Origin of the sequence: Pseudomonas sp. TH08, assembly GCF_016651275.1 — a bacterium.
Lineage (GTDB): Bacteria > Pseudomonadota > Gammaproteobacteria > Pseudomonadales > Pseudomonadaceae > Aquipseudomonas.
The window spans coordinates 263,445-283,253 of the sequence record NZ_JAEKEE010000006.1; the positions used below are offsets into that span (position 1 = coordinate 263,445).

Genomic DNA, 19,809 nt, shown 5'->3' on the forward strand with positions numbered 1-19,809 from the left:
CAGCTATCAGACTTTGGCGTCGAACAACACGTGACTCGCGTTGGCGAGGCTGTCTGCCAGCTTGAGGGCTTCGGCGGAAGGGATCTGTCGAACAACCTCACCCGTCTCGCTTGCAATTACTTTGACGACGACCTTGCCGGAGTGTTCATCGATAGAGAACTCCAGATTACGCTTGATCGACTGGACAAACTTCTCGATGTCCTGAACTGCCTGCTTCAACTTGGCATCGTCCGTAACCTGACTCTTTTTATCAGCGACCGGAGCGTCGACCTTGGCAACCACTGGCGTGTCTGCCGGTTTTTCAGCAACCGGTGTTGCTGGCTTGGGAGCCGGATAAGACACGTTAAGCTTTACGCTCATGTCCATGCCCATCACCTCCTAAAGTAAAAAAGCGAGAGAGCGCGACAAGCGCACTCCCCCGCTTAAACTCGATCCGAAATTACTGAAGCAGCTTCAGTACAGCGGAAGGCAGTTGGTTGGCTTGAGCCAGAACGGAGGTCGAAGCCTGCTGCAGAGTTTGCTGCTTGGTCAGGTTAGCAGTTTCTGCGGCGAAGTCGGTGTCTTGTACACGACCCTGTGCAGCAGTGGTGTTTTCCACGATGTTCTGCAGGTTGGAGATGGTGCTGGTCAGACGGTTTTGCGAAGCACCCAGGCTGGCGCGCTGTGCACCGATGGCAGCGATAGCGGCGTCGATTGCAGTGATCGCGTTGTCGATGTTCTGCGAAGCAGAACCAGCACCAGTACCGGTAGCACCGGTCAGAACTACGGTACCGCTACCTACGGACAGGCTGACGGCGTCGAACTTGGAGCTCAGTACCAGGTCGATGTGGTTAGCTGCGCCGGTGTTTGCGCCAACTTGCAGAGTTACAGTACCAGCGGTACCGTCCAGCAGGTTTTTGCCGTTCAGGTTGGTCGAAGCCGAGATACGGGTGATCTCGTCGGACATCTGAGCGAATTCGGAGTTGGTAGCGGTCTGGTCAGCAGTGCCGTTGGTACCGTTACGTGCTTTAACAGCCAGTTCACGCATACGCTGCAGAATGTCGGTAGTAGCTTGCAGACCGCCTTCAGCAGCCTGAGCAACGGAGATACCGTCGTTGGCGTTCTGGATAGCCTGGTTGCCACCACGGATCTGCGAAGCCATACGGTTGGAGATCTGCAGGCCAGCGGCGTCGTCTTTAGCGCTGTTGATTTTCAGGCCGGAAGACAGGCGCTGCATCGAAGTCGACAGAGCGTCGGAAGCGCGGTTCAGGTTTTTCTGAACGTTCAACGACGTGGTGTTGGTGTTTACTGTTAAAGCCATGACGAATTCCTCGTTGGTTGGGTACTGCGGCTTCCGGCCCTGGCAACCGCCGGGTATGGCCTAGAGAACCTTCGTAATAGTTATCGTCGGGTTATCAGGTTGCTTGAGGGCTTTTTTAAAAAAATTTGCCATCACCCTGCCACCCCCGAGAAAACAAGGGCTTAGCCGCCCCTCACCCACGAAAAAATGACGTCATAAAACTGCCCGCACCACCAACCCCTGTGCCAGAGCCGTCGGTCCCCCTTCAGCGCTGTGCGCTTTGCAGCAATTCAATCAGTTCATACTCGATGAAATCGGCAAGCCCCAACCAATCCTGGCGTTCCTGACACGCCAGAATGTCTGTCAGGACCTGTGCCCACGACTGCTGAACCTGCTCAGGGGCAAGCGAAAACAACCGCTGCGCCTCGTCGAATACCTCGACCATCGTCAGCGCCGCTTCGACATCACGCCCCAAACGAAACAAGCCGGCGCATTGCCGGCATGCGCTGATGCACGTCACCTGCGCACTCATTGCACAAACTCCGGATTGAACTGCGTGCCCACGATCATCGCCCCTGCCCGACTGCTGTTAAGGAAGCTAACCTCTGGATGCCGCGCGATATAACGCTCCAGCACGCACAGGTAGCCACGAAAATTCAGCTGCGTCCTGACCCGTTCGCCATTGCCGTCATGGACCCAGTGCCGCGCCTGCTCGAGGGCCGGGCCCAGGTCGCCATCGTCCCATCCGGCATGTGTCTTGTTCATCGGGAAGGCAAAGTCGGCGCCGAACAGGGTGATGCGCGTGCCGCCCATTTTCACCGCCAGGTCCACGGCGGGGTGAATCACACTGCCGCCGGCATGCAATTCGGCCCGAGGGTGCTGCTCACGCAATGTGGCGTAGACCGGGCTGGCGGTATAAGCGCCATAACGCTTGCCCTTCCAGGCCTTCAACACCTGGGTGGAGCTCATGGGCAGGTACACCAGCGGGATACCGTCGGACTCCTCGAAGGGCAGATGCCGAAAGCTGATCAACTGATCGATCGTCACCACCAGATCGGGGATGATCCCGTGCTGACGTAAAGGCCGATAAGCCGTGTCGACACAAATGAACAGCGGCCGCTCGGCCTGAGCCCGCACCGCCGCCAGCCGTTCAAAATGGTTTTCCAGGCTCGGTCCGGTGCCGATCACATAGATCTCGCGGTCGCTGCAGGTGCCAAACAGTTGCGCTACGTCATCATCGGCAAGCAGCACCTCCAGGCTATCGCGCAGGCGCTGCTGGATCGCCGGCAATTGCGGATCGAATTCGCGGTTGTTGAACGTCAGATGAACCTCGTTGACCAGCCGATCACGGATCTTCGCGTTGAAGTCATCAGCCAGCAGCATCTCGGCCGGCAAGGCAAAAAACGGCGTGCAGATGTCGGAAAGATCGCCCGCATAAAACAGCTCCACGCGCGGATCTTCCAGCCACTGCCGTTGATCAATCAGTTGCAGCACCAGCGCAAACAACGCGCCATTGAGGATGTGCACGTACAAACGATCAAGGTTTGTGCGCTCCAGCAACACGCCCGGCAGATCGCCGAGGCCGGTGCCGTAGACGTGCAGTTGCGCTTTGTCCGGGAGGCTGGCGGCCTGAGTCCGCGCCTCATGCGTGCGCTCATGGCGGCTGGTGAGCTGGATGCCGTTGACGCTCAGCGTCGAGCCCAGCCCCTGCGTCAGCTCAGCCTCGATGGCCGAACTATCCTCTGCCATCAAGCGCTCGAACAGCGCCGGCCAGCGTCGTTGCAGGACTTCGGCGTTGGCCTGGAAAAACTCGCTCATGACGACTCGCACTCCCTTTCAGGCAAAAAAAATAGCGCTCAAGGTTAACCCTTGAGCGCTATTTTTGTATCGGCCGTTGTGTGGCTCAAGGACGATAAATAATCGCCGAACCCCACGACAGACCCACACCGAAACCGCTGAGCGCAATGCGCTGCCAGTCGGAATCGATCACGTGTTTTTCCAGCAGCAGCGGAATGCTCGACGATACGGTGTTGCCAGTCTCGATCATGTCCTTGAGGAATTTTTCCGGCTTGTCCTCGAAACGTCGCGCCACGGCATCAACGATCGCCGCGCTGCCCTGGTGAATGCAGAACGCGTCGATGTCGTCAGCGTTCAGCCCACTATCGTCGAGCAATTCATGCAAGTGCGCCGGGACTTTGAGCAGCGCAAAGTTGAACACCTGACGACCGTTCATGAAAAACACACCGTCAGTGACTTTCAGGTGCGGTGCGCCGGAACCGTCGGTGCCGAACTTGGCCTTGCCCAGCGCCCAGGTCGGATCTTCACCCATCCAGGTAGCAGTGGCGGCATCGCCGAACAGCATCGTGGTGTTGCGGTCTTCCGGGTCGACGATTTTCGAGTACGGGTCAGCGGTGATCAGCAGGCCGTTCTTCAGGCCAGCGGCTTCCATGAAGCCCTTGATCGCGTAGATGCCGTAGACATAACCGGAACAGCCCAGTGAAATGTCGAACGCGGCAACATGGGTCGGCAGGCCGAGTTTGTCCTGCACGATGGCTGCGGTGTGCGGCAGGCCTTCTTCGTCACCGTTCTGGGTGACGACAATCAGTGCGTCGATCGATTCACGTTTCAGATCAGGGTTGCTGGCAAACAGCGCATTGGCCGCTTCCACGCACAGATCGGAAGTCTCTTGATCAGCATCTTTGCGCGGCAGAAAGGCCGAGCCGATTTTGCCAAGGATGAATTCTTCATCCTTCTCGAATTTTGCACCTTGTGCGTAATTGTCCACGCCGGCTACAGGAACGTAGCTCGCAATGCTTTTTATGCCAATCATTACGGCTTCCCAATAAAAAACAGCCCAAGACCACCGCTCGCAAGGATTCGAGGGGCGCCGACAAACAGAAATTGGCCGCCACGAAGGGCGGCCAGGGGGAGCGCGAAGGGCTATCACTGCAACCAGAAACGGTCCAGGCGCCATCTCCCCGATCAATACAATACAGTGAAGATGCGCGTTATGACTCGCAGGTCACGCTATTTTGCCGAATCGGTGGCAGATCGGGTTATTCGACCAACGACCAATCCAGCGGCGTGCCGCGCTTGATTGGCGCGCGAGCGCGGCGGCCAAGGACTGCGTTGGTGTGCTTGGGCGGCAGACCGAGGCCGGGACGAATGGCGCGCAGATTGGCTGCGGTGAAGGGCTCACCGGCAGCCATGTCGGCGGTAACGTACAGCGAACGGCGATACACCACCGACTTCAACTCGGCCTCGGTGGCACCGTATTGCACCTGCCCGAGGGCTTGCCAGGCACGTTCGGTTTCCAGCACCAGACTGGCCATCTCCGCCGGTTCCAACGAGAAACTCGCGTCGACCCCGCCTGCCGAACGGTCAAGCGTGAAGTGTTTCTCCACCACGGTCGCGCCAAGTGCCACGGCCGCCACCGACACGCCGACACCCATCGAGTGGTCGGACAACCCCACCTCGCAGCCGAACAACTCACGCAAATGCGCGATTGTGCGCACGTTGCTGTTCAGCGGCGTTGCCGGGTAGGTGCTGGTGCATTTGAGCAGCACCAGATCCTTGCAACCGGCCTCGCGGGCGGCGCGCACGGTTTCATCGAGTTCAGCGATGCTGGCCATGCCGGTGGAAATAATCAACGGTTTGCCGGTGGCGGCGACGCGGCGGATCAGCGGCAGATCGGTGTTTTCAAAACTGGCGATCTTGTACGCCGGCACGTCGAGACTTTCGAGAAAATCTACGGCCGTGTCATCAAACGGCGTCGAGAACGCGAGCATCCCCAACTCCTTGGCCCGAGCGAAAATCGGCGCATGCCATTCCCAGGGCGTATGGGCTTTCTCATACAGCTCGTAAAGCGAAGTCCCCGCCCACAAACTGCCAGGATCCTTGATGAAGAACTCGCCTTCAGCCAGATCCAGGGTCATGGTTTCGGCGGTGTAGGTTTGCAGCTTCAAAGCGTGCGCGCCGGCCTTGGCCGCGGCTTCGACGATTTGCAGCGCCACATCCAGCGACTGGTTATGGTTGCCGCTCATCTCGGCGATGATGAACGGCGGCGCATCGGCACCAATCAGACGGTCGCCAATCTTGAAACTGCTCATGTGCGGTGTTCCTTCAAAACCTTTGTGAGCGCGCAGGCATTCTGGCTGAAGCCGGCGTCGCGAAATACCTTCAATGAGGCACGATTGTCCGGCAACACCCGCGCCGTAATGGCGGTCAGTTGCGGCCAGTGCGCACGGACAAACAACTCGCCACGCGCCAGTAGCGCCCTGCCCCAGCCGAGACCGATTCGCTGATCAAGCAGGGACAGCGAGACTTCGGCCTCGAGGCCGCGCAAGTCATAGCGCAACACGCCGACCGGGCCGTCATCGGCCTCGGCGATCAACAACAAGTGCTGCGGATTGCGCAAAGTCGCCGTCAGCCAGTTCAGGTGTTGCGGCCAATCGATCACGCCAGTGTCCAGCGACCGGCGCCGCACCGTTTCGGCATTGCGCCCATCGAATAGCAACTGCGCATCGTCCAGCGTCGCCGCGCGCACCTTCAGCACGGCACCGGCCAGTGCCGCGGCGACCCGCAATGCGCCACGCCCGTCGACCAGTTGCCGCGAACGTTCGGCCAGGCTCTGACGCAGATAATGATTGCCCGCGACGAAGCCAATGGCATCACGCAACTGCTCGACACTGACCTGCTCGCTGGCGCCCATGAACACATGCGCGCCAGCGGCCGCCATCACTTCGCCGTTGACCTGTTGGTTGTTCGAGACGGCAATGCAGATCGTCGGCAACCCCAGCGCCGCGCGCTCCCAACTGGTACCACCACCGGCGCCGATAAACAGATCGGCCTCGGCCATGCGCCGATGGAAATCACTGACAAAACTGTGCAGGCGCCAGTTTGGACGCGTCTCGGCCAAGGCCTGCATTTGCGCCCATGCCGGATTATCGGCACCCGCGACGAAGTCCACCGCCAGTTCAGGAAAATCCACCAGCGCCAGCATCGCGTGATGTGTTTGCATCGCCGCGTCGAAACCGCCGAAGTTCACCAATACTTGCCGCGCCTTGGCTTTGATCTCGATAGCCGGACAGTTGAACTCCTCACGCAACATGGCAAAGCGCGGGCCGAGCAGTGTACGGCAGCCATCGGGCAGCAGCGGCGCGTAGTTCTCGCTGAGGCCGGAGAGATTCTGATTGAGCAGCAGATCAACGCTGTAGCGTCGGGTGGCGAGATCGTCGACCGCAGCGATGCGCGGCGCCCAACGGCGCGCGGCGGTTTGCCAGTGATGATCGAGGCCGTAGTGATCGACGATGATCCAGTCGAATTCGGCGTGACCTGCCAGCAACGTGCCCAACGCATCAATGTCGGCTTGCCACGGCAACATCGATTCGATGGCTTGTTGCGGGTCTTCACCGGGGTAGAAGTCCGGTAGCGCGAAGGTTTCGAAACCCTCGTCGCGCAACACATCGAGCCGATGCCCCGGCAAGCGTCGGCAGGCAAACGCAACATGACTGCCGTGCTTGCGCAGCACGCGAGCCAAGGTCAGGCACCGGGCAATATGGCCACTGCCGATGGTCGGCGAGGCGTCGGCGCGAATCAGGATTCTCATTGCAGCTCTCCGCCGGCCTTGAGCGCAGCGTAAAGGTATTCGGCACGCTTCCAGTCTTCGGGGGTGTCGATGTCCTGCACCAGATGCCGGGGCAGAACCACTGGCAGACTCGCCGGCGAATAAACCACTTCGCCGTGCAACCACGCGTCGCTGCGCCCCCAGTAAAACTGGCCGGCATCCTGAAACGCTTCGGGCAGATCCTGCGAACGGGTATTGCGAAACTCCGGGTACAACGCCGTAAGCGCGCCCTGCCCGTCGAGTGTCAGCGCACGCTGCACCGGGAAACCGAAGCTGCACACCGAGAAGGCGAAAGACTTGTCCGGATGCTGCTCCAGCCGTTCAAACCCTTCACGCAGATAACGCGCCTGCAACAACGGCGCCGTGGCGTACACGCAACAGGCGTAATCGAAGGGCGGCAGTTGCTGCAAGGCATGCACGATCACCGCTGCGGTGCCGGTGAAATCATCGGCCAGTTGCGCCGGGCGCAGGAACGGCACCTCGGCGCCATGTGCCCGCGCCACGTCGGCAATCTCTGCGTCGTCGGTGCTGACCACAACTTGATCGAACAAGCCTGAATCCAGTGCAGTACGGATCGAGCGGACAATCATCGGCACGCCGTCGAACGGCGCAAGATTCTTGCGCGGGATGCGTTTGCTGCCCCCGCGGGCCGGGATGATTGCGACGTTACTCAAGAGCGTTTTTCCAGCAGGAACCAAGTGATATCGTCCGCCGGGAATTGTCGGTCGCGATGATAGACGAAGCCGTAATCGAGCAATTGCAGATCCGGGTAGCGATCCAGCATTTCGCCAGCAAAATCGCGCTTGAACAGTTTGCCGCTGTTGCCGCGACAGGCCACTTCCACTGGCGCCGGGTTGTAGTACTCGGCGATCAGGATGTAGCGCCGACTCAGTTCGTACAACTGCGCATACGCGGTCGGCAACAGCTCCGGCGCCAGATGGATCAGCACGCCTTTGCTCAGTGTCAGGTCATAGCTGCGCTCACGCGGGAAGTCGAACAGCGAACCGTGCCAGATCTGTGCGATCTGCAGCGCTCGGGCCTGAGCATAAGCGTTTTCATTGATCTCGACGCCGAATAATTCGCAGCGCGGCAACAGTTGATGCAGCGCCTGCAAACTGTTGCCGGCATTGGTGCCCAACTCCACCAGGCTCTCGATCTTGCCGGTGCGGTTCAGCGCCTTGGCGAACAACGCCAGATTGGCCGCCACCAAGGGTTGACCGACGTTACGGTCGACGCACTGATTGCCGAACTCGCCCTGCCAGAACTTTTCCTGCTCACTCAGATCACGCATTGCGGATACCCATCCACCGCCGCAGCGGCAATTATTCGGTCAGCCGGCGCAATTGCTCGACCACATAATCCTGCTGCTCATCGCTCAGCAATGGGAACAATGGCAGGCTGATCGCTTCAGCGTAATAGCGTTCAGCCTCAGGAAAATCGCCCTCGGCAAAACCCAGGTCTTGATAGTAGGGCTGCAAATGCACGGGAATATAGTGCAGATTCACGCCGATGCCGGCCGCGCGCAAGCCTTCAAAGACCTGGCGATGACTGAGGCTGATTCGATCCGTCTGCAAGCGAATCACATACAAATGCCAGGCCGACTCTGCGTCAGGTTGAGCGCTCGGCAACGTCACCGGCAAGTACGCCAGCAGACGCTCGTAACGCGCCGCCAGCTCACGGCGTCGAGCGATGAAACCCTGCAGTTTTGCCAGTTGCGACAAACCCAGCGCAGCTTGCAGATCAGTGATGCGGTAATTGAAGCCCAGCTCGATCTGCTGGTAATACCAAGGGCCGTGACTGGCCTCAGTCATCTGTTGCGGATCGCGGGTCATGCCGTGGCTGCGCAAGCGTTGCAGACGCTCGGTCAGTTCCGGGCGATTGGTCAGGATCATGCCACCCTCGGCGCTGGTGATGATTTTCACCGGGTGGAAACTGAACACTGTCATCGCCGCGAATTGACCACAGCCGACCGGGCGCCCTGCATAGGACGCACCGACCGCGTGCGAAGCATCTTCGATCACGGTGAAGTTGTAGCGTTCAGCCAGTTCGGCAATCCGCCGCATGTCGCAGCTCTGTCCGGAAAACGCCACGGCCACCAGCACTTTTGGCAAGGTGCCGTCCTGCTCGGCCTGATCCAGCTTCGCCGCCAGCGCGAAAGCATCGAGGTTCCAGGTCAGCGGATCGATGTCGACGAAATCCACGTCCGCGCCGCAATAGCGCCCGCAGTTGGCCGAGGCCAAAAAGGTATTTGGCGTGGTCCACAAGCGATCACCCGGCCCAAGCCCCGCCGCCAGGCAAGCAATGTGCAGCGCCGCCGTGGCGTTACACACCGCCACGGCAAAATCAGCCTGGCAGCGTTCGGCCATCGCCTGCTCGAAACGCTCGATGGTCGGTCCCTGAGTCAGCCAGTCCGACTGCAGCACGTCGACGACCGCATCGATGTCCGACTGATCGAGACTTTGCCGACCGTAAGGAATCATGCCGACAGCTTCGCGTGCAGATCGGCGATTTGACCGACCGAGAGGAAATGCGGATTGGTGTCGGAACGATATTCAAAGTCCTCGCCCACTGCACGCCCCTGCTCGCCCAGTCTATCGACGGCAAAATCGACGTCGACGCTGGTGAAGCGAATCGACGGCTGGATCGTGTAGTGGTCTTCGAACTCCAGCGTCATTCGCGCATCGTCCAGCGGCACCATCAGCTCATGGAGCTTTTCTCCCGGACGAATGCCGACGTTCTTGTGCGGCAGATGTTCGGCCATGCCACGCGCCAGATCGACGATGCGAATCGATGGAATCTTCGGCACGAACACTTCGCCGCCGTGCATGCGCGCAAAGCTGTCGAGCACGAACTGCACGCCGTGATCCAGAGTGATCCAGAAGCGCGTCATGCGTTCATCGGTGATCGGCAACTCTTGGGCGCCGTCGGCAATCAGTTTGCTGAAGAACGGCACCACCGAACCACGCGAGCCGGCCACGTTGCCGTAGCGCACCACGGCAAAACGGGTTTCCTGCTCACCGGCAATGTTATTGGCGGCGACGAACAGTTTGTCCGAGAGCAACTTGGTCGCACCGTACAGGTTGATCGGGCTGGCCGCCTTGTCAGTGGACAGCGCCACGACCTTCTTCACACCGTTATCGATCGCTGCGGCGATGATGTTTTCCGCGCCGTTGACGTTGGTGCGGATGCATTCGGTCGGGTTGTATTCCGCCGCCGGCACTTGCTTCAGCGCAGCGGCATGCACCACGTAGTCGATGCCGCGCATGGCCTGACGCAGACGGTCAGCGTCACGCACGTCACCAATGAAATACCGCATGCACGGCGCGTTGAACGTCTGCTGCATTTCGTATTGCTTGAGTTCATCGCGCGAGAACACCACCACCCGCTTGGGCTGATATTGCTCCAGCAGGCGGCGGATGAAATTGCGCCCGAAGGAGCCGGTGCCGCCGGAGATGAAGATCGATTTACCGTTGAACATGTCTGAATTCCTGTGTCCTGCCTGCCTGGCTTAGCCGAGCAACTGTGCCCAATTGACCGAGGCACTTTCACCGAGGACAAAACCTTTGCCGCGCAGGGCCAGGTTGGCGTTGTATGCCGGATCCTGCGCGAAGGCGCTGCTCCATTTTTCACGCAGTGCAGCCAATGTCTGCGGCACTTGCGGCAGCTCGCCGGTGTGCAGCACCTGTACCGACGGCGTCCACACGGTGAGATAACCGGCCTGACCGGCCTTGAGGCACAGATCGACGTCGCTGAAGCCGTCGGCAAAGGTCACTTCGTCGAGGCCACCAAGCGCTTCGAACAACTCTTTGCCCACCATCAGACACACTTTCGAAACCGCCGAATAGTTCTGCTCCACCACCAAACGATGCATATAGCCTTCGGCTGCATGTTTTTCGCCAACGAAGGCCGAACCGATGTCACCGTTGAACCCGAGGATCAGACCGGCCTGGGAGATTTTGCCGTCACGGTCGACCAATTTGGCCCCGACAATCCCGACTTCAGGGCGCAAGGCATGGTTGAGCAGCGATTCAATCCAGTTCGGGTTGACCACTTCGCTGTCAGGCGTCATCAGCACCAGATATTCGCCCTGAGCCTCCTGGCTGGCAGCGTTACACAGCGCCGCATCATTCAACGGCTGATCGGCCCTCAGCACACGCACTTTGGCGTTTTGCAGCGAGCCTAGCCAGTCGTTGATATCTGCCGACTGATTGGGGTTTAACGCGATCAACACTTCATAGCGCGTGTATCGGGTCCGGAGCAATATGCCGTCGAGGCAGCGTTGCAGCTCGGCAAGATTGTTACCGGCAGGCAAAATGACCGAGACCTGCGGCTGTTGGGCATGCCGGTAATCGATCTGCCAGGTGCCTGGCAACGCCGAAGTAATTCTTGCCTTATAGCCGCGATTGCCCAGATGGCGCATTAACGCCTGGCGCTCGTGGGCATTCTCTTCCAGCACCGGCGCCTGGGAAATCAGCAACGGTTCGTCGAGATGCGCCATACCGCCGAGACCGCCCTGCTCAATGATGCGCAGGAGCAAATCGAATTCCAGCGCATCGCGAAAATCAGCCTGATAACCGCCGACGTCGAGCAGCACATCGCGGCGGATCAACCAGTGGCGCGCCATCAGCGATGGAATGCTTTGCAGCAGGTCAAGATTGAAACCCGGACGGAACACGTCAACCAGCGCGCCCTTATCGGTGCGCACGATCTCATCGGTGGCAACGGCTCGCAGATCAGTGGCGGACAGCAACTCCAGGCTGGCGCGTAGCAGGCCTCCAGCCGTGAATTCGTCACCTGCCTGGGCCAACAGCACCCACTCGCACGGTGTTTGGCCGGCACTCTGATTGAGTTTCTCGACAACGTTGCTCGGGGTAACCCGGACGAAGTGCAGGGTGTTTTGTGCGGTGGTCGCCGCCGGTGCTTCGCCGGTGGTGAATACGACAATTTTGAAAGCTTTGCAGTGACCTTCAAGCAAGCTGTCGAGAGTGACCTGCAACTTGTCGATATCGTTGTCCAGATCCAACAGGAAAATCGCGAATTGCGGGCCGCCATCATTGGCTGCCAGGTGGCGGGCAATCGCCGTGGCCTGCTCGGTGTCAGGCGCACGCGCGGCGAGCCACTCGAGCAGGCGGCCGGTGAGCATTTTGGCGAATGTCGGCTGATGCCCTTCGAGCAACACCGCGTCCAGACGCGCGACCCAATCGCGCAGCACTGGCGCGTCGTCTTCCTCGTCCAGCGGTTGCAATTGCGCGAGCAGTTGCTTGATCACCGCGCGATTGAACACGTTGGCGTCGTGCGCCTGCCACAAGCGGTCGAGGACACTTTCCGGAGTGTCATTGTTGCGTGCCAGCATCAGGCTCTGCTGGCGAGCCCAAATGCCTTCCAGCTCTTTGAGCTGAACGCGTCCGGCCGGCATCGCGTGCAACAGAAATTCGAATTGCGTCAGTTGATCGAAAAACACCTGGTTATAGAAAGGCATTTCCACGTATTGCTTCGGCCCGAACCGACGTTGCGGGCCGGCCTCGATATCGATCCAGGTCGACTCGAAGATCAACTCGGCGGTGAGTGCCCGGTAGGTCCGCAGGCTTTCGGCCAGCGCGGCAAAACTCTTCAGGGCAAACTGTTTGCCCTGCTGTGGATCCTGATGCTGGAGCTGGGTCGGCAACGACGCGAGGAACTCGGCGAACGCTTCGCGCCCGGCCACGCTCTTGCCATCCATATAGGCCAGCGTGTGATAGATCTCGGTGTTGTGATCGGACTGCTCGTAGTTGATTTCGCGCACCACATACGGGATCGGCAGAATCCGCACCTTGCCCCGGGCCAGCATGTAAAAGGTGTGACCGACTTCCTGCCACTGGAAGATCGTGTCTTGCGGCATGGCCGCGTACCAGTCGCGCAAGATCGCCGTACGCTGCACGGCATAGAACGGCGGCAGGTACTGGTGCATGTAATCGAGCAAACGCTCCTCGGCCTGATCGGCCGAGTAGTCTTCGCAGACTTTCTTGTCACGGCGGTAGTAATTGACGCTGTTGGCCAATGCCAGATACATCAGGCTGTAGCCATGGCACAGGCTGTAATCGGGGTTGGCATCCATGAATGCCACGGCTTCATGCAGGGCATCATGCACAAGGAAGTCATCGTCGGCGGCAAACACCATGTAAGGCGTTTGCAGCTGCTCGACACCGTAAGCCAGCTTGGCGCGAATACCCCAGTAGCCGAACTGCGGCAAGTGCTGATAATCCACGTTGGTGAATTCGGCAGGGATGCCCGCCAGCGCCGCCGCCGACGAATCCAGCACCAGAATCCTGCACGGCAGGCTGCTGTAGAAGCGAATGGCTCTACGCAGAAACGCCGGGCGTTCGTGAGAGATCAGCACAATGGTCAACTGTTCGTTGAGTGCCGGACCGGTTCCAGAAGTGTTCTTGCCTTGCATATATTCCCCACAAACGGCGCGTCGCCGAAAACTCATCGTTGTTTGTCGATTAACGCACGCGACGCAGATAACCATCCGGCGCGACTGTGATCAGCAATTTGCTGTGGATCGACGGGTCGATTTCAAAATCGCGGTTTTCTTCCAGATACGCCCACACCGCGGTTTTCGGGTTGTCACCCTTGCCCCACGGACGATCCGGGAACGCATCGGCCGGCATGTCTTCGACCACGGTGTCCATGACCACGCAATAGCTGCCCACCGACACCAGTGGTGCATACAGGCGCAGCTCTTCGAGGACGTGCTCGTGGGTGTGGTTGGAGTCCAGCACTACCAGCACTTTTTTGCCCTGCACACGCTCGCGCACCTGATCGACGATGCCGCTATCGATGCTCGAACCCTGGATCATGCTGATGCGTTTGAACATCGGGTGCGCTTCGATGGCTTCGCGGTTGTGCTCGCGGATATCGATGTCGATGCCCAGTACTTCGCCGTGTCCGATCAGTTCCAGGATCGAGGCGTAAAACACCAGCGAACCGCCGTGAGCGATGCCCGTCTCGACGATCACGTCCGGACGCAGGTTCCAGATGATTTCCTGCATCGCGACCATGTCCTGCGGAAACTGAATGATTGGCCGGCCCATCCAGCTGAAGTTGTAGGTGTACTTGTGTTTTGCCGTGGTGCCGACCCAGTCCAGGGACTCGGTTTGCAGGGCCTTGTCGTTCTGCAGGCCTTCGATGTTGGCTTTTACTTCTTCGCGAAACTGTTCATGCGGATTCATTGCAACTCTCCAAAAATTCGGGAAACGGCTTACCTGAACACCCTGGCGTCCGGGTAAGGCACTGCGTTGGTCTTGATGATCCTGGCGGGATTGCCCACCACAACCGAAAAATCCGGAACATCTTTGGTCACGACCGCACCGGCACCGATGGTCACCCAGCGACCGATGCGCAGGCGCGGCAGGATCGTGGCGTTGGTGCCGATAAAGGTCCCGTCACCGATTTCCACGCAACCGGCGATACACACGCCCGGCGCCATGAATACCGAGTGGCCGATCTGCCCCTCATGCCCCACGACACTGCCGGCGCTGATGCTGGTGTTGTCGCCCAGTGTCACCTCGGCCTGCATCAGCACGCCTTCTTGCAGATAACTGCCCTGGCCCATGCGAATCATGCTCAGGTCGATCCCCGGATGAACGAATTGGCCCAGGCGTGCACCGGCGTCCACCAACTGACAGGTGGTTTCGTAGCGTAACCGGGTACTGCCGGTGATCAGATTGACGAAGCGCACGTCCTCGCCATTGAGTTCGCCGACCCGTTCACAACCACCGAGCACCGGCACCCCGTAAAACAGCGTGCCGTGCTTGCGCGGATCGTTGTCGAGAAAGGCGAATTCGATGTTCGGCGTGCTGCGCTTGACGGCATGCAGCATGCGCACCGCTTCCGGGTTGGCGGCCCCCAGCAGATACATCTTCACGATGCGTGCCTGCGAGCCAGCAGATCCAGCACCACTTGCACCACGCGGTGTTGATCGGCGTCGGTCATGTCGTGATAGCTCGGCAGGTTGAAGGCACGCTCGGGCAACGCAAACGCCAGCGGCGTGTCGACCACGTATTCGCTGAACATCGGCAGCGATGACAGCGGCCAGAAAAACACCCGGGCGTCGATGTCGGCGGCCTGGAACGCGGCAATCATTTGCTCGCGGTGGATGCCGGTGTCGGCATCGAACACCACGGTCGGCATCCAGTAGCCATTGCGGGCATGGGCCGGTTCGGGATTGAGCGACACACCCGGTACGCCTTCGAGTGCTCGCGCGTAGTAGGCAAAAATCGCCCGTTTGCGCTCGATCAACTCCTCGATTCGCTCGACCTGGGCACAACCGACCGCGGCCTGCAGGTTGCTCATCTTGTATTTGAAACCGACAAACTCCGGCCAGAACTGTTTGGTGCAACCCGCCACACGCCCATGGTTGGACAGGGTCAGAACACGCTCATACAAAGCCTTGTCGGAAGTGACGAACATGCCGCCCTCACCGGTGGTCATGGTCTTGGTGCCATGAAACGAAAAAGCGCCGAAAGCCCCCAGCGAGCCGGCCGCCTGGCCACGCCATTGCGAGCCGATGGCTTCCGCCGCGTCCTCGATCACCGGGATGCCGAATTCGCGACCGATGGCGAGCAGTGCGTCCATGTCACACAAGTTGCCGTACAAATGCACTGCGAGAATCGCCTTGGTGCGCGGGGTGATCGCCGCTCTGACACGTTGCGGATCCAGGCACCAGCTATCAGCCAGGACATCGACGAACACCGGCGTGGCGCCCAGGTAAGTGATCGGTGCCGCCGAAGCAATCCAGTTGGTGTTGGCGAGGATCACTTCATCGCCAGCACCAACGCCCAAGGCGGCCATGCCCATGTGCAGCGCGCCGGTGCAACTGGAGGTGGCAATGGCGTAGGTAGCGCCAAGATGCTCGGCAAAACCGTGCTCGAAACGTGTCAGGTATTCATAGCAACGTGCGCCCCAGCCGTTCTGCACAGCGTCCAGGGCGTATTGCGCTTCGAGTTCGCCAACGCTGGGTTTGGTGTAATGAATTCTGCTCATTGGATGATCAACTCCGGAACGGCGACGACAAAACGTGCGCCCCATGCCTTGGCCGCAGACAGTTGCTGCGTCACTTCGTGCAGCAGGTTCCACGGCAGCACCAGCACGTAATCCGGTTTCTCGATGTCGATCTGCGCGGGCGCCACGATTGGAATGCGACTGCCCGGCATAAACTTGCCTTGCTTGTGCGGGTTGGCATCGGCCACCCACGCGAGCAGGTCCGGTTTGACCCCGGCGTAGTTGAGCAAGGTGTTGCCCTTGGCGGCAGCGCCGTAGCCGACCACTCGCTTGCCGTCGGCCTTGGCCTGCAACAGAAAGCGCAGGAGTTCATGCTTGATGCGCTCAGCGGCGGGCGCGAGGGTTGCGTAGTACTCAGCGGTTTTCACGCCAGCGTCGAGCTCGGCCTGCAACTGCTGTTGCACCGCTGGCTGCACGGCACGGCGTTCGCCGTCCTTGCGCTGGACGAACACCCGCAACGATCCGCCGTGAGTGCTCAACTGGCTGACATCGAACACTTCCAGACCGTTGCGTTCGCACAGCGTCTGCACGGCAGTCAGTGACAGATAGGAATAGTGCTCGTGATACAACGTGTCGAACTGCGCGCCGGCCATCAGCGTCAGCAGTTGTGGGAATTCGAAGGTAGCGACGCCGGTCGGCTTGAGCAGCGTGGCGAAACCACAGAGAAAGTCGTTGATGTCCGGCACATGCGCGAGCACGTTGTTGGCCGCCATCAAATCGGCGCCCCAGCCTTCGCCTTTCAACTGCGCGGCGGTGTCACGACCGAAGAACAGTTCGCGAATCTCCAGACCTTTTTCTCGTGCCGCTTGCGCGGTGCTGCGAGTCGGCTCAACGCCCAGGCACGGAATGCCCCGCGCGGCGACGTATTGCAGCAGGTAACCATCGTTGGCGGCGACTTCAACCACGCGGCTGTCGGCAGTCAGGCCAAAGCGCTCGACCATCTCGGCGACATAGCGCTCGGCATGCGCCAGCCAGGTGCTGGAGAACGAGCTGAAGTAAGCATATTCGGCGTCGAACAGGCTGTCGGCGCTGGTGTAATCTTCGGTCTGCACCAGCCAGCATTGTTGGCACACGGCGACCTTCAGCGGAACCCATTGCTCGGCCTGCTCCAGACGATCGGCATGCACGTAGGCGTTGGACGGTGGTGAGGTGCCGAGGTCGATCAGCGGCAGGCTCAGCGGTGCGGCGCACCCACGGCAGTTCATAGACGCACTCCAGCAAAGTGTTGATCGAGCGCGGGATGGCTGGAATCACGCGCTGACAAATTATTGACAGGCAATGGCCAGGCGATCGCCAGCCGTGGATCGTTCACCGACAGACCGCCCTCGTGCTCCGGTGTGTAATCGGCGCTGTGCAGGTAAAGCAATTCGGCGTCTTCGGTCAGCGTCTGGAAACCGTGGGCGAACCCGGCCGGGATCAACAGGCTGCGGCCATCACCGGCCTTCAGATGCTCAGCGTGCCAATGCAGAAACGTCTCGGAATCGGGACGCAAATCGACCGCGACATCCCACACCTCACCACGCAGGCAGGTGATCAGCTTGGCTTCCGGCGCGTTGGCATTCTGGTAATGCAGACCGCGCACACTGCCCTTCTCGCGAGTGCAGGAATGGTTGATCTGGCGGATATGAAATTCGCTGCCGAATGCGCTCAGACTGCCCTCGCAGAACAGCCGGGCGAAGTGCCCGCGCTGATCTTCGAAGCGTTTATGCTGGACGCTGAACAGGCCGGCCAGCGGCAGCGCGTGCAAGGAAAACTCGCTCACAGCGCGCCTCGGTACAGGTTCAGTTGACCGAGGGTAACGGCGCGCATGTCATCGCCGTTTTGCCACGCCAGATGCCAGTCGAGGGTCTGGGTCAGGCATTGCTGCAAGGTCCAGCGTGGTTGCCAGCCGAGTACCTGGCGTGCGCGACTGCTGTCCAGGCGCAACAGGCCGGCCTCGTGCAGTTCGCTCGGTTCGATGCGCAAACCGCGCGCTTGCGGCCAACGACTGGCGAGCAACTCGACCACTTCGCCGACGCTGCACATGTCCGCCTCGCCCGGGCCGAAGTTCCACGCCCCGGCATACTCCGGGCCTTGTTCGTAGAGACCGGCGGCCAGTTGCAGATAACCGGCCAGCGGCTCCAGCGCGTGCTGCCACGGACGTACGGCTTGCGGGTAACGCAAGGTCACCGGCTCGTCGGCCGTCCAGGCTTTGAGCACGTCGGGGATCAGTCGCTCCGGGGCAAAATCACCGCCGCCCAGCACGTTGCCGGCACGCGCAGTGGCCAGGGCCAGACCGTGCTCGGCGTATTTGTCCGCCGGGAAGAAAGAAGCGGCATAAGACTGCGCCAACAGTTCGCAGCAAGCCTTGCTGCTGCTGTACGGGTCGTGGCCACCGAGGGCTTCGTCTTCGCGGTACGGCCACAGCCATTCCTTGTTGGCGTAGACCTTGTCGGTGGTCACCAGCACGCAGGCACGTACGCAACCGACCTGGCGAATCGCTTCGAGCAGATTAAGCGTGCCCATCACGTTGCTGGAATAGGTACCGAGCGGATCACGGTAGCCTTCACGCACCAGCGGCTGGGCCGCCAGGTGCAGGACGATCTCAGGCTCGGTGTCAGCAATGATTTCCAGCAGCGCGCCGAGATCACGCAGATCACCGCGCTGATCGTTGATGCCGTCGGACACGCGCGCCAATTCGAACAGGCTCGGCTCGGTCGATGGATCAAGCGAAAAACCGCTGACATCAGCGCCGAGGCTTTGCAGCCACAAAGTCAGCCAACTGCCCTTGAAACCGGTATGTCCGGTGACCAGAACACGCTTGCCGCGCCAGAACTCCGGACTCAGGCCCATTGCTTCCATGGGGCCTCCCCGCTCAGCCACAGCGCTTCGAGGTGATTCTTGTCGCGCAGGGTGTCCATTGGATGCCAGAAGCCTTCGTGCTCGAAAGCCTTCAATTGTTCGTCCTGGGCCAGGCGGGCCAATGGCTCGGCCTCCCAAGTGGTTTCGTCGCCAGCAATGTACGGCAGCACTTTCGGCGACAGCACGAAGAAGCCGCCATTGATCCAGCCACCATCACCGCGGGGTTTTTCGGTGAAACCGAGGACCTGATCGCCCTGGCGCTCGAGGGCACCGTAGCGTCCCGGCGGTTGCACGGCCGTCACGGTCGCGAGACGGCCGTGCGCATTGTGGTAATCGACCAACTGACGAATGTTCAGATCGGACACGCCGTCGCCGTAGGTGAAGCAGAACGCCTCTTCATCCTTGAGGTAACGGCCGGCACGCAGCAGACGGCCACCGGTCATGGTTTCCTCGCCGGTGTCGATGAGCGTGACGCTCCAGGGTTCGCTGTAATTCTGATGCACATCCATGCGGTTTTCACGCATGTTGAAGGTGACGTCGGAGGTGTGCAGGAAGTAGTTGGCGAAGAAGTCCTTGATCGCGTAGCCCTTGTAGCCAAGGCAAATCACAAAATCGTGAATTCCGTGCGCGGAATACTGCTTCATGATGTGCCAGAGAATTGGCTTACCGCCGATCTCGATCATCGGCTTGGGCTTGAGGTGCGACTCTTCACTGATGCGCGTGCCGAGGCCACCCGCCAAAATAACTGCCTTCATCGTCTCCCCTCTCGTTCGTCACCGGGCCGCGCATGGCTTTCTTGAGCTTTGCGGGCCTTCTGGCTAAACCTTTTGCCGCTTGCGGCGCCGCTGCGATGACCGCGAGCGCTCGTTTTATGGCGATTTACAGGGGACTTGCAGGAAACGCGCCAGCTCGGTGCGCGGTGTGTCGCAGTCGTGCGGCCATGAAAAAAGGGATGAATCCGTCACCGGACTCATCCCTTTCATCGAGCTATTTCAACGAGCTATTTCAACGATTGGAGCGG

The 19,809-nt window shown here is 60.0% G+C and carries 19 protein-coding genes; all 19 read right to left on the bottom strand.

What is annotated here, in order from left to right; genetic code table 11:
* Positions 1–6: 6 nt before the first annotated feature.
* On the bottom strand, positions 7–366 hold the full coding sequence (locus JFT91_RS27550) for a flagellar protein FlaG (RefSeq protein WP_201227450.1): 360 nt from the start codon (positions 364–366) through the stop codon (positions 7–9).
* A 73-nt stretch (positions 367–439) separates the two neighbouring features.
* Complete coding sequence (locus JFT91_RS27555) at positions 440–1,300, bottom strand: flagellin domain-containing protein (protein ID WP_201227451.1); 861 nt, start codon at positions 1,298–1,300, stop codon at positions 440–442.
* 244 nt (positions 1,301–1,544) lie between these two features.
* On the bottom strand, positions 1,545–1,811 hold the full coding sequence (locus tag JFT91_RS27560) for a hypothetical protein (protein ID WP_201234440.1): 267 nt from the start codon (positions 1,809–1,811) through the stop codon (positions 1,545–1,547).
* Positions 1,808–3,097 carry a motility associated factor glycosyltransferase family protein gene (locus tag JFT91_RS27565; protein WP_201234441.1) on the bottom strand — a complete coding sequence of 430 codons (1,290 nt, stop codon included), beginning with the start codon at positions 3,095–3,097 and terminating at the stop codon, positions 1,808–1,810. The genes JFT91_RS27560 and JFT91_RS27565 overlap by 4 nt, the downstream gene beginning before the upstream one ends.
* Positions 3,098–3,182: 85 nt before the next feature.
* A complete protein-coding gene (locus JFT91_RS27570; RefSeq protein ID WP_201234442.1) occupies positions 3,183–4,109 on the bottom strand; it encodes a ketoacyl-ACP synthase III in 927 nt (308 codons plus the stop codon).
* Positions 4,110–4,335: 226 nt separating this feature from the next.
* Complete coding sequence (gene pseI, locus JFT91_RS27575) at positions 4,336–5,388, bottom strand: pseudaminic acid synthase (RefSeq protein ID WP_201234443.1); 1,053 nt, start codon at positions 5,386–5,388, stop codon at positions 4,336–4,338.
* Positions 5,385–6,887, bottom strand: a complete 1,503-nt coding sequence (gene pseG / locus JFT91_RS27580) for a UDP-2,4-diacetamido-2,4,6-trideoxy-beta-L-altropyranose hydrolase (protein ID WP_201234444.1) — start codon at positions 6,885–6,887, stop codon at positions 5,385–5,387. Before pseG ends, pseI begins: the two co-directional genes overlap by 4 nt.
* Positions 6,884–7,579, bottom strand: a complete 696-nt coding sequence (gene pseF / locus JFT91_RS27585; RefSeq protein WP_201234445.1) for a pseudaminic acid cytidylyltransferase — start codon at positions 7,577–7,579, stop codon at positions 6,884–6,886. Before pseF ends, pseG begins: the two co-directional genes overlap by 4 nt.
* Positions 7,576–8,196 carry a pseudaminic acid biosynthesis-associated methylase gene (locus JFT91_RS27590; protein ID WP_201234446.1) on the bottom strand — a complete coding sequence of 207 codons (621 nt, stop codon included), beginning with the start codon at positions 8,194–8,196 and terminating at the stop codon, positions 7,576–7,578. Before JFT91_RS27590 ends, pseF begins: the two co-directional genes overlap by 4 nt.
* Before the next feature lie 31 nt (positions 8,197–8,227).
* Positions 8,228–9,385 carry a UDP-4-amino-4,6-dideoxy-N-acetyl-beta-L-altrosamine transaminase gene (gene pseC / locus JFT91_RS27595; RefSeq protein ID WP_201234447.1) on the bottom strand — a complete coding sequence of 386 codons (1,158 nt, stop codon included), beginning with the start codon at positions 9,383–9,385 and terminating at the stop codon, positions 8,228–8,230.
* Positions 9,382–10,383: a UDP-N-acetylglucosamine 4,6-dehydratase (inverting) gene (pseB, locus tag JFT91_RS27600; protein ID WP_201234448.1), complete on the bottom strand. Its 1,002-nt coding sequence runs from the start codon at positions 10,381–10,383 to the stop codon at positions 9,382–9,384. The genes pseC and pseB overlap by 4 nt, the downstream gene beginning before the upstream one ends.
* A gap of 30 nt (positions 10,384–10,413) precedes the next feature.
* Entirely contained in the window at positions 10,414–13,338 is a 2,925-nt protein-coding gene (locus tag JFT91_RS27605; RefSeq protein WP_201234449.1) for a TIGR00180 family glycosyltransferase, read from the bottom strand.
* A 49-nt stretch (positions 13,339–13,387) separates the two neighbouring features.
* Complete coding sequence (locus JFT91_RS27610) at positions 13,388–14,116, bottom strand: cephalosporin hydroxylase family protein (protein WP_201234450.1); 729 nt, start codon at positions 14,114–14,116, stop codon at positions 13,388–13,390.
* A gap of 29 nt (positions 14,117–14,145) precedes the next feature.
* A complete protein-coding gene (locus tag JFT91_RS27615) occupies positions 14,146–14,811 on the bottom strand; it encodes a NeuD/PglB/VioB family sugar acetyltransferase (RefSeq protein ID WP_201234451.1) in 666 nt (221 codons plus the stop codon).
* A complete protein-coding gene (locus JFT91_RS27620; RefSeq protein ID WP_201234452.1) occupies positions 14,808–15,929 on the bottom strand; it encodes a DegT/DnrJ/EryC1/StrS family aminotransferase in 1,122 nt (373 codons plus the stop codon). The genes JFT91_RS27615 and JFT91_RS27620 overlap by 4 nt, the downstream gene beginning before the upstream one ends.
* On the bottom strand, positions 15,926–17,152 hold the full coding sequence (locus JFT91_RS27625) for a class I SAM-dependent methyltransferase (RefSeq protein ID WP_201234453.1): 1,227 nt from the start codon (positions 17,150–17,152) through the stop codon (positions 15,926–15,928). The genes JFT91_RS27620 and JFT91_RS27625 overlap by 4 nt, the downstream gene beginning before the upstream one ends.
* The gene (locus JFT91_RS27630) at positions 17,149–17,709 is read right to left on the bottom strand and encodes a dTDP-4-dehydrorhamnose 3,5-epimerase family protein (RefSeq protein ID WP_201227465.1); all 561 of its coding nucleotides are present in this window, start codon (positions 17,707–17,709) and stop codon (positions 17,149–17,151) included. The genes JFT91_RS27625 and JFT91_RS27630 overlap by 4 nt, the downstream gene beginning before the upstream one ends.
* Positions 17,706–18,788, bottom strand: coding sequence for a CDP-glucose 4,6-dehydratase (rfbG, locus tag JFT91_RS27635; RefSeq protein WP_201227466.1), 1,083 nt, complete (start codon positions 18,786–18,788; stop codon positions 17,706–17,708). Before rfbG ends, JFT91_RS27630 begins: the two co-directional genes overlap by 4 nt.
* The gene (gene rfbF, locus JFT91_RS27640; RefSeq protein WP_201234454.1) at positions 18,770–19,543 is read right to left on the bottom strand and encodes a glucose-1-phosphate cytidylyltransferase; all 774 of its coding nucleotides are present in this window, start codon (positions 19,541–19,543) and stop codon (positions 18,770–18,772) included. Before rfbF ends, rfbG begins: the two co-directional genes overlap by 19 nt.
* Positions 19,544–19,809: the final 266 nt, after the last annotated feature.

Coding starts and splice junctions, on each gene's coding strand:
- JFT91_RS27550 (WP_201227450.1), bottom strand. CDS start 366: ATGGACATGAGCGTAAAGCTTAACGTGTCTTATCCGGCTCCCAAGCCA.
- JFT91_RS27555 (WP_201227451.1), bottom strand. CDS start 1,300: ATGGCTTTAACAGTAAACACCAACACCACGTCGTTGAACGTTCAGAAA.
- JFT91_RS27560 (WP_201234440.1), bottom strand. CDS start 1,811: ATGAGTGCGCAGGTGACGTGCATCAGCGCATGCCGGCAATGCGCCGGC.
- JFT91_RS27565 (WP_201234441.1), bottom strand. CDS start 3,097: ATGAGCGAGTTTTTCCAGGCCAACGCCGAAGTCCTGCAACGACGCTGG.
- JFT91_RS27570 (WP_201234442.1), bottom strand. CDS start 4,109: ATGATTGGCATAAAAAGCATTGCGAGCTACGTTCCTGTAGCCGGCGTG.
- pseI (WP_201234443.1), bottom strand. CDS start 5,388: ATGAGCAGTTTCAAGATTGGCGACCGTCTGATTGGTGCCGATGCGCCG.
- pseG (WP_201234444.1), bottom strand. CDS start 6,887: ATGAGAATCCTGATTCGCGCCGACGCCTCGCCGACCATCGGCAGTGGC.
- JFT91_RS27590 (WP_201234446.1), bottom strand. CDS start 8,196: ATGCGTGATCTGAGTGAGCAGGAAAAGTTCTGGCAGGGCGAGTTCGGC.
- pseC (WP_201234447.1), bottom strand. CDS start 9,385: ATGATTCCTTACGGTCGGCAAAGTCTCGATCAGTCGGACATCGATGCG.
- pseB (WP_201234448.1), bottom strand. CDS start 10,383: ATGTTCAACGGTAAATCGATCTTCATCTCCGGCGGCACCGGCTCCTTC.
- JFT91_RS27605 (WP_201234449.1), bottom strand. CDS start 13,338: ATGCAAGGCAAGAACACTTCTGGAACCGGTCCGGCACTCAACGAACAG.
- JFT91_RS27610 (WP_201234450.1), bottom strand. CDS start 14,116: ATGAATCCGCATGAACAGTTTCGCGAAGAAGTAAAAGCCAACATCGAA.
- JFT91_RS27620 (WP_201234452.1), bottom strand. CDS start 15,929: ATGAGCAGAATTCATTACACCAAACCCAGCGTTGGCGAACTCGAAGCG.
- JFT91_RS27625 (WP_201234453.1), bottom strand. CDS start 17,152: ATGAACTGCCGTGGGTGCGCCGCACCGCTGAGCCTGCCGCTGATCGAC.
- rfbG (WP_201227466.1), bottom strand. CDS start 18,788: ATGGAAGCAATGGGCCTGAGTCCGGAGTTCTGGCGCGGCAAGCGTGTT.
- rfbF (WP_201234454.1), bottom strand. CDS start 19,543: ATGAAGGCAGTTATTTTGGCGGGTGGCCTCGGCACGCGCATCAGTGAA.